At 72.2% G+C, this 13,368-nt stretch carries 11 protein-coding genes; 6 read left to right on the top strand and 5 right to left on the bottom strand.

Features of this window, described 5'->3' with window-relative positions; all coding sequences use genetic code 11:
• Positions 1-354 (top strand): methionine adenosyltransferase domain-containing protein (locus ACWC2B_RS36470; protein WP_450724400.1); only part of this gene is annotated, 354 nt, incomplete at its 5' end.
• Positions 355-429: 75 nt separating this feature from the next.
• Here the strand turns inward: ACWC2B_RS36470 and ACWC2B_RS36465 are convergent.
• The 4 genes from ACWC2B_RS36465 to ACWC2B_RS36450 are packed head-to-tail and all read right to left on the bottom strand — an operon-like array spanning position 430 to position 5,520.
• Positions 430-1,509, bottom strand: a complete 1,080-nt coding sequence (locus ACWC2B_RS36465) for a hypothetical protein (protein ID WP_450724398.1) — start codon at positions 1,507-1,509, stop codon at positions 430-432.
• Positions 1,510-1,527: 18 nt separating this feature from the next.
• Complete coding sequence (locus tag ACWC2B_RS36460) at positions 1,528-3,471, bottom strand: hypothetical protein (RefSeq protein ID WP_450724396.1); 1,944 nt, start codon at positions 3,469-3,471, stop codon at positions 1,528-1,530.
• Positions 3,468-4,208, bottom strand: a complete 741-nt coding sequence (locus tag ACWC2B_RS36455) for a toll/interleukin-1 receptor domain-containing protein (protein ID WP_450724394.1) — start codon at positions 4,206-4,208, stop codon at positions 3,468-3,470. Before ACWC2B_RS36455 ends, ACWC2B_RS36460 begins: the two co-directional genes overlap by 4 nt.
• 28 nt (positions 4,209-4,236) lie before the next feature.
• Positions 4,237-5,520, bottom strand: coding sequence for a helix-turn-helix domain-containing protein (locus ACWC2B_RS36450; protein WP_450724392.1), 1,284 nt, complete (start codon positions 5,518-5,520; stop codon positions 4,237-4,239).
• A 212-nt stretch (positions 5,521-5,732) separates the two neighbouring features.
• Here ACWC2B_RS36450 and ACWC2B_RS36445 point away from each other — a divergent pair, with 212 nt between their 5' ends.
• Positions 5,733-7,880 carry a primosomal protein N' gene (locus ACWC2B_RS36445; protein WP_450724390.1) on the top strand — a complete coding sequence of 716 codons (2,148 nt, stop codon included), beginning with the start codon at positions 5,733-5,735 and terminating at the stop codon, positions 7,878-7,880.
• 93 nt (positions 7,881-7,973) lie between these two features.
• Here the strand turns inward: ACWC2B_RS36445 and ACWC2B_RS36440 are convergent, their stop codons facing one another.
• The gene (locus tag ACWC2B_RS36440) at positions 7,974-8,519 is read right to left on the bottom strand and encodes a hypothetical protein (protein ID WP_450724388.1); all 546 of its coding nucleotides are present in this window, start codon (positions 8,517-8,519) and stop codon (positions 7,974-7,976) included.
• A gap of 346 nt (positions 8,520-8,865) precedes the next feature.
• Here ACWC2B_RS36440 and fmt point away from each other — a divergent pair, with 346 nt between their 5' ends.
• The 4 genes from fmt to ACWC2B_RS36420 all read left to right on the top strand — a co-directional run bounded on the left by fmt (position 8,866) and on the right by ACWC2B_RS36420 (position 13,366).
• Complete coding sequence (gene fmt, locus ACWC2B_RS36435; protein WP_450724386.1) at positions 8,866-9,810, top strand: methionyl-tRNA formyltransferase; 945 nt, start codon at positions 8,866-8,868, stop codon at positions 9,808-9,810.
• Positions 9,811-9,848: 38 nt separating this feature from the next.
• Positions 9,849-11,306, top strand: coding sequence for an RsmB/NOP family class I SAM-dependent RNA methyltransferase (locus ACWC2B_RS36430; RefSeq protein WP_450724384.1), 1,458 nt, complete (start codon positions 9,849-9,851; stop codon positions 11,304-11,306).
• A 234-nt stretch (positions 11,307-11,540) separates the two neighbouring features.
• Positions 11,541-12,224, top strand: a complete 684-nt coding sequence (rpe, locus tag ACWC2B_RS36425; protein WP_450724382.1) for a ribulose-phosphate 3-epimerase — start codon at positions 11,541-11,543, stop codon at positions 12,222-12,224.
• A gap of 92 nt (positions 12,225-12,316) precedes the next feature.
• A complete protein-coding gene (locus ACWC2B_RS36420) occupies positions 12,317-13,366 on the top strand; it encodes a sugar-binding transcriptional regulator (RefSeq protein ID WP_100577311.1) in 1,050 nt (349 codons plus the stop codon).
• Positions 13,367-13,368: the final 2 nt, after the last annotated feature.

Raw genomic sequence — 13,368 nt, 5'->3', positions numbered from 1 at the left:
TCCAAGGTGGACCGGTCGGCCGCCTACGCGATGCGCTGGGTCGCCAAGAACGTGGTGGCCGCGGGGCTTGCGGCGCGCTGTGAGGTGCAGGTGGCGTACGCGATCGGCAAGGCGGAGCCGGTGGGGCTGTTCGTGGAGACGTTCGGTACCAACACGGTCGACAACGAGAAGATCGAGACCGCGATCGGCGAGGTCTTCGACCTGCGCCCGGCCGCGATCATCCGCGACCTCGACCTGCTCCGCCCGATCTACGCCCAGACCGCCGCCTACGGGCACTTCGGCCGCGAACTCCCCGACTTCACGTGGGAACGCACCGACCGCGTCGAGGCCCTGCGCCGGGCCGCGGGCCTGTAGCCGAAACGGCATCCCCACGAGGGCCCCGGACCGGGTTCGGTTCGGGGCCCTCGTGTGCTCGCTCCGGCAATCCGGTCATGACTCCGGGGGCGGGGTCTCAGCCGGGTCCTCGGGCATCCGGCCGTCGAAGCGGTATTTGATCTCGGCGGCGGCTTCGGTCTTTCCATGCGCCTCGGCCACCTTCACCAGGTGCTCCGCGAACAGGGCCAGGTCGGGGTCGTGCGGGCCGAAGCCGAACCAGGCGATCACGTCATCCAGCCGATGGCCAGGCTCCGCCTCGGGGGGCTCCTCCTCCCGTTCCTGGGCGGTCTCCGGACCGAGCGGGCCCTCCCTATCGAAGTCCGGCTGGGGTGGAGCAGGGGTAGGTACCAGATGCTGGAACTCCGGTGCGACCTCGTCGTTGTTGGCTGCGGCAGTGAGCCTGGCCAGGACTCCGATCCGGTCTACGGTCTCCTCGATCCGGTCCTCGTTGCGCGACAGCCACCACACCACCGCGCTGCCGGTGTCCTTGAGGACGTCGCCGCCCAGATAGTCGCGCTTGTTGCGTTCATGGTTGCGCTCGTGCTCCCAGACGTCCCGCTCCTTGCGCACGGTCGAGAGTTTGGCCAGCCGTTCCAGATCCGGATCGGGAAGGCAGAGCGAGACGTCCAGCGCCATGGCGAGCAGCCGTCCACTGGAATCCTGCTGCATCGTGGCGAGAGCGCCGTCGAGCCGGTGCTGCACCAGCGCGCTCCGGGACGGGGGCTGTCCCGCGGTGATCTCCCGGGCCCGGTGTAGGACGGCATCGACGGCGAGCCCGGACGGGTTGATGAGGGCGGCCCCGTCGGGCGATTCGAGAAGGTTCCAGCGCACTGTGGCCGAGAACAGGAAGTCGTAGTCGGCGACAGCACTCGGCAGTGCGACGCCGCTGACGCGGATCTCCTGGCGCGGGGCGGGCGGTATGGGCAGATCGGGTTCCATGGCCAGATGGGGCGGGAACCCGTCACGGTCCCTGGACATGAACCGGTTGACCGCCATGGCGGCCGTGATCAGAACGACGGCCAGCACGGGCCAGGCCCAGCGCGGCCACTGCAGGGCGACTCCCGCGATGACGAGCAGCAGCCCGAGCAGGAGGGTGACGAAGACCGTCATGATGTAGCGACCTGAGCCGATCATGTTCTCCCCCGAGGAGTGTCAGACAGCGGGCACCAGGAAACCGAGCCCCTGGGCGAAGCTGATTTTCTGGACGAGCAGGTCCGCGATGCCGGGCCCGTCGACGAGCCCGGGTGGACGGGACCGCTCCCAGTCGCGGGCGAGCTGGTAGAGGCCACCGAGGAGGACGGCCTCATTTCGGCAGCCGTCGACGAGCACATCGAGCAGGCGCTCCGGGCCGGAGCCGTCCACGACAGCCGTGAACCAGTGGACCGCGTACGGGTGCCACTCCTCGCGCGGAAGCTTCCGGAAGACCGCGGCCCATCCGGCGGTGAGTCCCGCGCGCACCTCCTGCGAGGCGATGAGCCGCACGGACTGGGTGAGCGCGAGAAACAGACCGAGGTCCCTGGCCCACTCCGATTCCAGGCCGCGACGGACGCGCTGGAGCAGAAGGCGGTACATGCGGCTGTTGCTGAGAGCGAGGTCGAGCAGGGCACTGCGCGCGGTGTCCGACACCCGCCCGTCCGCCCTGCGGTCCAAATGGTGGAGCCGTACCAGCGCCTGGTGCGGGTGGCTGCGCCGCATGGTCTGCGAACAGACCAGCACGAGTACTTGTTTGAGGTTCTGCGGCAGGTTTCCGGTGATCGACCAGTCGTAGATCTGCTGCCGGAACCTCTGGCCGTACCGTTCGTCGGCCAGACCGTGGTCGAGCGCCTGCGCAGCATCCGGGATGAGCCGGACCTGGCCGTGATGGCCGGTCCACGCATCGGCCAGCCACAGCAGGTCCCCGGGCCGCCCGACCCGCAGGCACTGATCGGCGAACCGCGTGATGGCAGGAGCGTGTTCGTTCTCCCCGATTCCGGGCCGTGCCAGGCAGTCATGGAACCAGCGGCGGAACTGCTCGGTCAGATCCGGAAAGTATGTCCAGAAGTGTTCCCGGACGCCTCGGTCGTAGTTGTGGGTCCGGAACCGGACCAGCCCGTTGGGGCCGGTTTCCGCGCCCAGCTCGGTCAACTCGCGGTTCAGGTCCGTCTGTTCCAGCCGCGGCCGTTCGTCGGGAGGGTGGGACAGGGCGGAGAGAAGTGCGGAGGCGGTGCGCAGCACTGTGGCCGGCGGGGATTCGTGGAACATCGCGAGGGCGAGCAGCAGGGCCCGACGACGGCCCGAGTCATGGGCGGCGAGGTCCGCGGCGACCTCGGCGCTCCGGTCGGCCACCCGCTTAATGGCCTGGTCGCGCCAGCTGGGGAAGCCGCCAGGAAAGCCGGTGTCCCGCAGGCTACGGATGCGGTCCGCGAGCTCGGCTACCTCTCGCATCGGAACCTTCGCCAGATGACTCGCGAGGCTCTGGACACCCAACTCCGCCGTCGGTGGGCGGATGTTGTCGAGTTGGAGGTACCGGCTGAGCACGTCACGGGAAGAGGGCCTGGTGAGCTCCGCGGTGTAGGGCTTGAGTTCGGTCCTCTGCAGGTAGGCGTGATGGTGCGGCAGGACGACGGCGAGCAGGGCCCGCCGCTCGACGAGTCTGGCCCGGAAGTCCGGCAGCCGGCGCTGGAGGGAGAGATAGCGGGCCTCGTCGACGGCCGACAGGTCGAGCATCAGCCGGTCGCCCTCACCCACCTCGCTCACGTCGAGGACCGACCCGCTGTCGTCCTCGGTGTCCGGCAGTTCGTACAACCCACCCGATCCGCCCGCGAGTTCGTGGAGGAGTATCAGGGCGGCGGCCCGCCTGCCCGACCCCGGGCGAGCCGAGAGCAGTACGACGGAGTTGGTCCGGAGCAGCGTGCGTGCTCGCTGCATTCCGCCAGGGGCGACGAACCTCTGCTCCAGCCAGTCGCCGTCGCGGTCCGTGATGCTGCGCAGACTCGGTCCTGCCTCGTGCTGCAGCCGATCCGAGGCGAGGGCGAGAGAGATGTTGAGCTGCGCGCCGTCGCCGGTGTGCACAGGGCCGCAGGACTCGCTGATGTACGCGCTGTACGGCTCGGTCACTGCTCGGTCCCGGGGCGCTTCGTGTCGCCGAACCGCTGGCGGATGCCACCGTGGTTGTCCCCGGCCACGTGATTGGTTCCGTCACCGTTGATCTGACTGCCGGATCCCGTGTGCAGGGGCCCGTGCGCCTCGTTGACGAACGAGCCGACATCGCCGTGTACGCCTCCTATGCCGCCACTCTGTTGGTCAGTGCGGATCGCCGGGGCGCCGGGGGATTCCTCGCTCGCGGGCTTGGCATCGGCCCCGCGCCGGTCCAGCGGGGCGAGGTCGGGAACCTGGCGGACCAGCCGGTCGCCGAGCCGAGCCAGGTCGGCCTCGGCGGTACGCATGGCATACCGCTCGTACTGGCACTCGGCCAGGCCCTTCAGCGACCGGGGGAGCCGCAGCGGGTCGAGCTGCTCCACGTGGCGTCCGAGGAGCACCGGCACCACCAGGACCCCGGCGGCGAACGCCTCTTCGAGCTCGCGACGCACCCAGTCGCCCGGGTTGGTGAGAGCCCGCCGGCCGGGCCGCTTCTGGTCCGGGGCATCGAGCCAGCCAGTTCCTATCAGCGCGAGTAACACCCGGCAGCGGCGAACACCGGTGACCAGGGTGTCGACGTAATTGGTTCCGGGGGCGATGGACTTCTGCGCGCGGAACACGCTGTCCGTGCCGAACCGCTTGGACAGCTCGTCGTCGAACCTGCGGGCAGTCTCTTTGCCGTCCTGGGTGCGGTAGTTGATGAAGAGCTCGTGCACGGGGTGGGTCCCTTCTCTGTGGACTTCGTCAGGAGTGGTGAGGCAGAACCGCGGTGAGTCGAGGAGCCACTTCACGTACCCGGGCGTTGCGCGGGTGCCGGGCGAGCAGCCGAGCAAGCCGGCGCAGATCGGTGGCGATGGTCGCCGAGTCGACCGCGGCGACGGACGAGAGCAAGCCCGATGTGATGGCGCAGGCCTGGTCGATGTCACCGGCGGCGGCGTGTGCGAGGGCGCGCCGTGCGCCGTGCCGGGCCCGGGCGCGCAGCGCATCGACGGAGAGCCGGGCCGTCTCCCGGTCGAGGAGTTCCGCGGCCTGCCTCGGCCGGCCCACTTCGTACAGGCACCAGCCCGTGTACATCTCGACGACATCGGGCACGTGCGAGGCCCCGAGCGTGGGTGTGTCGGAGCGGGCCTTGTCCGCCACGAGCAGTTCTCGCGCCTGGTCCAGAGAACGCATGGCCGCGCTGTGCTCACCCGTCACCGCGAGGCTCTGCGCCCGGTGCTGGGCTGCCAGTCCACGGACTCGCGGAGCTGTCGCGCTGCACAATGCCTGCTCGGCCAGCTCTGTGGCCTGCGCCGGATCGCCGCCGAACAGGCAGATCAGCGACCGCCGGACCAGGGCGTACGCGGCCAGAGTGTCGTCGCCGCCCCCATGGGCGAGCTGCACGGCACGGTCCGTCCACCACAGGGCCGTACGGTCGTCACCGGACTCCTGCGCCATCCAGCCCGTGTATTCCGCATACCGGGAGGCGAGGACCAGCAACTCGCCCCTCGTGCGGGGCCCGGCGAGAAGGGCCAGCTGTTCCAGCGAGTGGGTCTGGGCGATCAATGCAGGCAGCAGGCTCCGGGGCGTGGCGGCCTGGCCTATTCTGCGGAACTGGTCGAAGAGCATCCGGGATGCTTCGACGAGCGTGCCCGCTCCGGTGTCCACCGGTAACGGGTCGCCGCCCAGCTGGAGTGAGAGGGCCGATGCCGCGCCGACCGCGATCAGGCTGCGGCGCTTCACCGGCTGGAGTGTGCTGTCGCCGTCCTTGTCGAGATACATCAACCACACCTCGTCGTCGCGCCCAGGAGCGGGCAGGCACATCGGTGAAATCGTCGGTTCCAGCAGCCGGGCCAGGGCTCCGTCGGCAGCGAGTTCGGTGTCGCACAGGCGGGCGAGCTCAAGACTCGGACGCTTGAGACCGCGTTCCACCTTGCTGAGCTGCGCCTTGCTGTAATGCACACGCTTGCCGAGCTGCTCCAGGGAGAGATCCGCCGCCAGGCGTCGCCTGCGAAGTTCTTCTCCGAAGCTGTACGGATGCTGCTGCACGTGAACCTCCGTCGCTGCCGTCCGGGAGGCCGGCGGCGACGCGAATCAGCGTGCGGCAGCCGACTGAGCGGAACAAGGCGAATGGGGACGTTTCCCGTTTCCTCATCCGGAGCGAATCGCACCCCTTTCAGGCTGTCGAGGGAGCCCGTCCCTAACTGGCCAGCGCCCCGCGCCCGAGGCCGTTGTCAGTCCCGTCTGGTAGGAATTTGGCTGTGAGCAGCGAGAACGAACGGCAGGGTGGGGGCGCCGAGGGCGCGGGGCCGGAGCAGCTTGCGCTCATTCGGGAGACGGTGCGCAAGGCCAAGGTGCCCAAGGCCAAGCCGCGGACGTGGCGGGGGGCGGCGCTCGCGAAGGAGCTGCCGGTCGCCCGGGTCGTGGTGAACAAGGGGGTACTGCATCTTGATCAGTACTTCGACTACGCCGTGCCCGAAGAGCTCGATGCCGATGCGCAGCCGGGGGTGCGGGTGCGGGTGCGGTTCGGGGCCGGGGCGCGCAATGTGCGGGACGGGCGCCGGGAGGGTGGCGGTCTGATCGACGGGTTCGTCGTCGAGCGGCGTGCCGACTCCGACTACTCCGGTCCGCTGGCCGCCCTTGCCCAGGTCGTCTCGCCGGAGCGGGTGCTCAGCACGGACATGCTGTCGCTCGCCCGGGCCGTGGCCGACCGGTACGCGGGCAGCCTCGCCGACGTGCTGCAGCTCGCCGTGCCGCCCCGCAACGCCAGGGCCGAGGCGAAGCCGTCGCCCGAGCCGCCCCCGCCACCGGCCGAGCCGGCTGCCGGGACCTGGGAGCGGTATCAGCAAGGTCCCGCCTTTCTCCGGGTGTTGGCGCGCGGTGGCGCCCCCCGCGCGGTGTGGACCGCGCTGCCCGGGCCGCACTGGGCGGAAGAGATCGCCCGGGCCGTCGGGGCGACGCTCGCCTCGGGGCGCGGCGCCCTCGTCGTCGTGCCGGACGGGCGCAGCGCGGGCCGGGTCGACGCGGCGCTGACCGCGCTGCTCGGCGAGGGCCGGCACGCACTGCTCACCGCCGAGTCGGGGCCCGAGCGGCGCTACCGGCAGTGGCTCGCGGTGCGGCGCGGCGCGGTGCGGGCCGTGGTCGGCACCCGCGCGGCGATGTTCGCGCCCGTCGAGAACCTCGGTCTCGCCGTGATCTGGGAGGACGGGGATTCCAGCCACAGCGACGACAACGCCCCGTTCCCGCATGTGCGCGAGGTGCTCGAACTGCGGGCCGCGCACGACAAGTGCGGCTTCCTCCTGGGAAGTACGAGCTGCACGGTCGAGGCCGCCCAACTGGTGCAGAGCGGCTGGGCCGCGCCCCTGGTCGCCGACCGCACCGTGGTGCGGGCAGCCGCTCCGCTCGTACGCACCGTCGGGGACGGGGAGCTGGCGCGCGACGAGGCGGCGCGGGCGGCCCGGCTGCCGAGCCTGGCCTGGCAAGCCGTGCGGGAGGGGCTGAAGAGCGGCCCTGTTCTCGTGCAGGTGCCGAGGAGGGGGTACGCGCCCCGGCTCGCCTGTGCCCGCTGCCGTGAGCCCGCCCGGTGCGGGCGGTGCGCGGGTCCGCTGGAGGCGCCGGACGAGCGGGAGTTGAGGTGTGCGTGGTGCGGGACGGCCGAGTCCGACTGGCACTGCGCTGCGTGCGGCGCGAACCGGCTGCGGGCCCAGATCGTCGGCGCCCGCCGGACCGCCGAGGAGCTCGGCCGGGCCTTCCCCGCGGTGCCCGTGCGCACCTCGGGGCGCGACCACGTCCTGGACGGCGTGCCGGGCGGGCCAGCGCTCGTGGTGTCCACGCCGGGCGCAGAACCGGTCGCCGAGGGCGGCTACGCGGCCGCGCTGCTCCTCGACGGCTGGGCGATGCTCAGCCGCCCCGACCTCAGGGCCGGCGAGGAGGCGCTGCGCCGCTGGATCTCGGCGGCCTCGCTGGTGCGCGGCCAGGACGAGGGCGGCACCGTGGTCGTGGTGGCCGAGCCCACCCTGCGCCCCGTGCAGGCGCTGGTCCGCTGGGACCCGGTCGGGCACGCCGTGCGCGAACTGGCCGAGCGGGCCGAGCTCGGCTTCCCCCCGGTCTCCCGGATGGCCGAGGCCATCGGGCGCCCCGAGGCGGTCGAAGCCTTCCTCATGACGGTCCAACTGCCGCCCGACGCCCAGGTGTTGGGCCCGGTTCCGCTGCCGGTCGCCGATCCGGGGCGGCCGCGCCGGCCCGGCGATCCGCCGGTGGGGGAGCGGTGGGAACGGGCGCTCGTGCGGGTCCCGCCCGGCAGCGGCGCGGCCCTTGCCGCCGCCCTCAAGACCGCCCAGGCCGCACGGCTGGCCCGGGGCGGCGGCGACCCGGTGCGCATCAGGATCGACCCGCCGGACATCGGCTGAGGCCCGCATGCGGGTACGCCTCCATGCCCGGGGCCACATGAGTGTGCCCTCGCGATACGTACGGACGCGAGGGCACGAAGGGGCGAAAGCAGGTCAGCCGTTGCGGGGGCCGGGGAAGGCGCTGGCGCTGGTGCGGACCTCCTCGCGCAGGGACTGGCTGCTCGCCGTCGGCTGCGGCGGCATCGAACGGGCGGCGGGAACCGCGGGCATGGGGGACAGCGGCGGCAGCGTGCGCGTCGGCGCCGCCTCGACCGGACGCTCGGCGTCGACCTGGCCCGCGGCCTGGGCGGTCGCCCGGCGGGATCCGTAACGGCGGTGCACCGCCTGCTTGGTGACGCCGAGCGCCGAACCCACCGCGTCCCAGGAGAAACCGAGGGAGCGGTCGAAGTCCACGGCCGCGGTCACCAGCGTCTCGACGCTGTCCCGCAGCTCCTGGGCGAGCCGTACGGTCGGGGCCGGGGCGCGTCCGTACACGACGAAGCCCGTGGAGGGGCCGGAGCGGCGCGGGCGGTAGACGTTGCCCAGCTGCGCGGTGAGGGTGCGCAGTGCGTCCACCTGCCGGCGGACCCGCTCGATGTCCCGCACCAACAGGTGCAGGCTGGCCCGCGCTTGGGCGTCGTGGGTTGCGTGGTCGGCCATGAGCAAGCCTCTCGAACCGGCGATGAAAGGGATGGTGAAGACGGTGGTGGTAGTGCGCTGGTGTTGCATGGTGCTGCTGCTGTGTTGACGTGCTGCGGGTGCTGAAAAGGCGCGGGCCGCAGAAGCGGCCCGGTTCGGTCAATCTCTCTTGACCAACGCGCTACCTCCTGTTGTGGTCACGCTGCGGGGGCGTGTGGGCATATGCACGGGGCGCACAAGTACCCGTACGCCCCTGCCGTACCGCCTCGACGGGCGGGCCGCACCGTGGCGGACACCTGCGCGTACGCCCGCCGCCCCAGGGCCCATAGACTGAGACGCTGCTCTCGACAAAGCGAGGTAACCCCCAGTGAAGCTCGTCTTCGCAGGCACCCCCGAGGTCGCCGTCCCCGCCCTGGACGCCCTGATCGCATCCGGCCGGCACGAGGTCGCCGCGGTCGTCACCCGGCCCGACGCGCCCGCCGGGCGCGGCCGCCGCCTTGTGGCGAGCCCGGTCGCCGCGCGCGCCGAGGAGGCCGGCATCGAGGTGCTCAAGCCCGTGAAGCCGCGTGACGAGCAGTTCCTGGCCCGGCTGCGGGAGATCGCGCCGGACTGCTGCCCGGTCGTCGCGTACGGCGCGCTCCTCCCCAAGGTCGCCCTCGACATCCCGGTACACGGCTGGGTCAACCTGCACTTCTCGCTGCTGCCCGCGTGGCGCGGGGCCGCGCCCGTCCAGCATGCCGTCATGGCGGGCGACGAGATCACCGGCGCCTCCACCTTCCTCATCGAGGAGGGGCTCGACTCGGGCCCGGTGTACGGCACGGTCACCGAGGAGGTCCGGCCCACGGACACCAGCGGCGACCTGCTCACCCGGCTCGCGTTCGCGGGCTCCGGCCTGCTCGCCGCGACCATGGACGGCATCGAGGACGGCTCACTGAAGGCCGTCCCGCAGCCCGCCGACGGCATCTCGCTCGCCCCGAAGATCACCGTCGAGATGGCGCACGTCGACTGGGCGGCCCCGGCGCTGCGCGTCGACCGCGTGGTGCGCGGCTGCACGCCCGCGCCCGGCGCCTGGACCGTGTTCCGCGGCGAGCGCCTCAAGCTCGTCCAGGCGGCCCTCGTCGCCGACCGCACCGACCTCGCGCCCGGCGAGCTCTCGGTCGCCAAGAACAACGTGTACGTCGGTACCGGCTCGCACGCCGTGGAACTGCTCTGGGTCCAGCCCCAGGGCAAGAAGCCGATGCGCGGCGCGGACTGGGCCCGCGGGGTCCGCATCGCCCCGGGTGAGCGCCTGGGGGCGGCGGACGTACGCTGAGAGGGTTCGCCCCCACTGATCCGCGGAGCACCTTTCACGTGAACGATTCGCCACGTCGCAGCCCGAACCCCAACGCGGGCAAGGGCGGCAAGCCGTACCGCCGTCCCAAGAAGGACCCGGTCCGCATCCTTGCCTTCGAGGCTCTGCGGGCAGTCGACGAGCGCGACGCCTACGCCAACCTCGTCCTGCCCCCGCTGCTCCGCAAGGCGCGCGAGGGCGGGAACTTCGACGCCCGCGACGCGGCGCTCGCCACCGAGCTCGTCTACGGCACGCTGCGCCGCCAGGGCACCTACGACGCGATCATCGCGGCCTGTATCGACCGGCCGCTGCGCGAGGTCGACCCGCCGGTGCTCGACGTGCTCGCGCTCGGCGCGCACCAGTTGCTCGGCACCCGGATCCCGACGCACGCCGCCGTCTCCGCGAGTGTGGAGCTCGCGCGGGTGGTGCTCGGTGACGGGCGGGCCAAGTTCGTCAACGCGGTCCTGCGCAAGATCTCGGCGGACGACCTCGACGGCTGGCTGGAGAAGGTCGCGCCCTCTTATGAGGACGATGCCGAGGACCATCTCGCGGTCGTCCACTCGCACCCTCGCTGGGTCGTCTCCGCGCTCTGGGACGCACTCGGCGGCGGCCGGGCCGGCATCGAGGACCTGCTGGAGGCCGACAACGAGCGCCCCGAGGTGACCCTGGTCGCCCGGCCCGGCCGCTCCACCACCGACGAACTCCTCGACGCGCTCGGCGAGGAGGGCGGCCTGCCCGGCCGCTGGTCGCCGTACGCCGTGCGGATGGCCGAGGGCGGCGAGCCCGGCGCGCTCGACGCCGTACGGGAGGGCCGGGCCGGAGTCCAGGACGAGGGCAGCCAGCTGGTGGCCGCCGCCCTCGCCAACGCCCCCCTGGAGGGCCGGGACGAGCGCTGGCTGGACGGCTGCGCGGGCCCCGGCGGCAAGGCCGCCCTGCTCGCCGCTCTGGCCGCGGGCCGCGGCGCCGCCCTGCTCGCCTCCGAGAAGCAGCCGCACCGCGCCCGCCTGGTCGAGCGCGCCCTGGCCGGCAACCCGGGCCCGTACCAGGTCATCGCGGCCGACGGCACGCGTCCGCCGTGGCTGCCCGAGACCTTCGACCGCGTCCTGGTCGACGTGCCCTGCTCCGGTCTCGGCGCCCTGCGCCGCCGTCCGGAGGCCCGCTGGCGCCGGCGCCCCGAGGACCTGGAGGGCTTCGCTCCGCTCCAGCGCGGGCTGCTGCGCGAGGCACTGTCGGCGGTCCGTGTCGGCGGCGTCGTCGGGTACGCCACCTGCTCACCGCACCTGGCCGAGACCCGGATCGTCGTCGAGGACGTCCTCAAGGGCCGCGGCGGCGCCGAGCCCGTCGAGGCCGAGTGGATCGACGTACGCCCGCTGATGCCCGGCGTCGCGGGCCTTGGCGACGGCCCCGACGTACAGCTGTGGCCGCATCTGCACGGCACGGACGCGATGTACCTCGCGCTCCTGAGGCGCACGGCCTGAGCGGACGGGCCCGGATCCGGCCGGGCCCCAACTCGGCGCCCTCGTAAGGGAGTTGAGCTGGTCACGGTTTGGCTGCGGCCGTACCGGAAGGGCTCCGGACGCGGGCCCCGACCGCCAGAGGATCACGCCCCGAAGCCTTCAGGATCCGCGGAATCGCCCGGCCCGTACGGATCCGGACAGGCTTCGACCGGCACCGTGGCAGGCAAGTTGCCCAGGGCATGGCAGGCTTGGGGCATGGCTCAGATCAACCCCAGCATCCTTTCCGCGGACTTCGCCAGGCTGGCCGACGAGGCAAAGGCCGTCCAAGGCGCCGACTGGCTGCATGTCGATGTGATGGACAACCACTTCGTGCCGAACCTCACGCTCGGGGTGCCCGTGGTGGAATCCCTCAGCCGGGCGACCAAGACGCCGCTGGACTGCCATCTGATGATCGAGGACCCGGACCGCTGGGCCCCGCAGTACGTGGAGGCGGGGGCCGGCTCGGTCACCTTCCACGTGGAGGCGGCGGCGGCCCCGGTCCGGCTTGCCCGGGAGATCCGCGCCAAGGGCGCCCGCGCCTCGATGGCGCTGAAGCCCGCGACGCCGATCGAGCCGTACGAGGACCTGCTCCCCGAGCTCGACATGCTGCTGATCATGACGGTCGAGCCCGGCTTCGGCGGCCAGTCCTTCCTCGACATCATGCTGCCGAAGATCCGCCGGACCCGTGAGCTGATCAGCAAACACGGACTTGAACTCTGGCTCCAGGTCGACGGCGGCGTCTCGGCCTCCACGATCGAGCGCTGCGCCGAGGCGGGAGCCGACGTCTTCGTCGCCGGTTCGGCCGTCTACGGGGCCCACGACCCGGCCGAAGCGGTGCGCACCCTGCGCTCCATGGCTGAACAAGCGACGGCGGGCGCACCCTGGGCATGCGCACACTGAGCCGCCACTGAGTGAACGGAACCCTTCGGGGCTGATCAAGGACCGTTGGATCTGACAGGATGAACAGCGAGTCCGGTGCGTGAACAGCAGTTGTGAACAGCAGTGAGGAGATCGCGGTGTCTGCAATGTCGGCGGGTCGGTCAGCCCTGCGGATGGGACCCGCGGAGCTGGTGCAGGCGGCGGCCATGGCCCGCCGCTTCTACCTGGAGGGGAAGTCCAAGATCCAGATCGCCGAGGAGTTCGGCGTGAGCCGCTTCAAGGTGGCCCGGGTCCTGGAGACCGCCCTGGAGCGGGATCTCGTGCGGATCGAGATCCGCGTGCCCGCCGAGCTGGACGCGGAGCGCTCCGACGCCCTGCGCGCCCGGTACGGACTGCGGCACGCGGTCGTCGTCGAGTCCCCGGCGGAGGGCGAGGAGACCTCGCCCGACCCGGAGAACCTCGGCGAAGTCGCCGCCGACCTGCTCGGCGAGCTCGTCAGCGAGGGCGACGTCCTGGGCCTGGCCTGGGGCCGCTCCACCATCCACATGGCCGCCGCCCTCGACCGGCTGCCGCCCTGCACCGTCGTCCAGCTGACCGGCGTGTACGACGCGGGCACCGCCGAGCGCGGCTCCGTCGAGGCCGTCCGCCGGGCCGCCCAGGTCTCCGGCGGCGAGGCCCACCCCATCTACGCCCCGATGCTGCTGCCCGACCCGGCCACCGCGGCCGCGCTGCGCAACCAGACCGGGATCGCCCGCGCCTTCGAGTACTTCGACAAGGTCACCGTCGCCGCGGTGTCCATCGGCTCGTGGGAGCCGGGCATCTCCACGGTCCACGACATGCTGACCGACGAGGAGCGGGCGCACTACGCCTCGCTCGGTGTCGCCGCCGAGATGTCCGCGCACCTCTTCGACGCGGAGGGCCGCCGGGTCGGGCGCGACCTGGGGGAGCGCTGCATCACGGTCGAGGCGGACCGGCTGCGCCGCATCCCGGAGGTCGTCGCGATCGCCGGGGGTCAGCGCAAGGCCGCGGCGATCGACGCGGTGCTCCGCTCGGGCCTGGTGACCAGCCTGGTCACGGACACGGCCGCGGCCGACTTCCTCCTCAACGAGACCGGGCCCAAGCCGCGGCCCGCCCTCGACCGCGCGGACCCGGACGGAATCTGAGG

It is taken from the genome of Streptomyces sp. NPDC001415 (assembly GCF_053597395.1).
The sequence above is the reverse complement of the archived record's forward strand: the minus strand, read 5'-3'. Positions and strand labels throughout refer to the sequence as shown.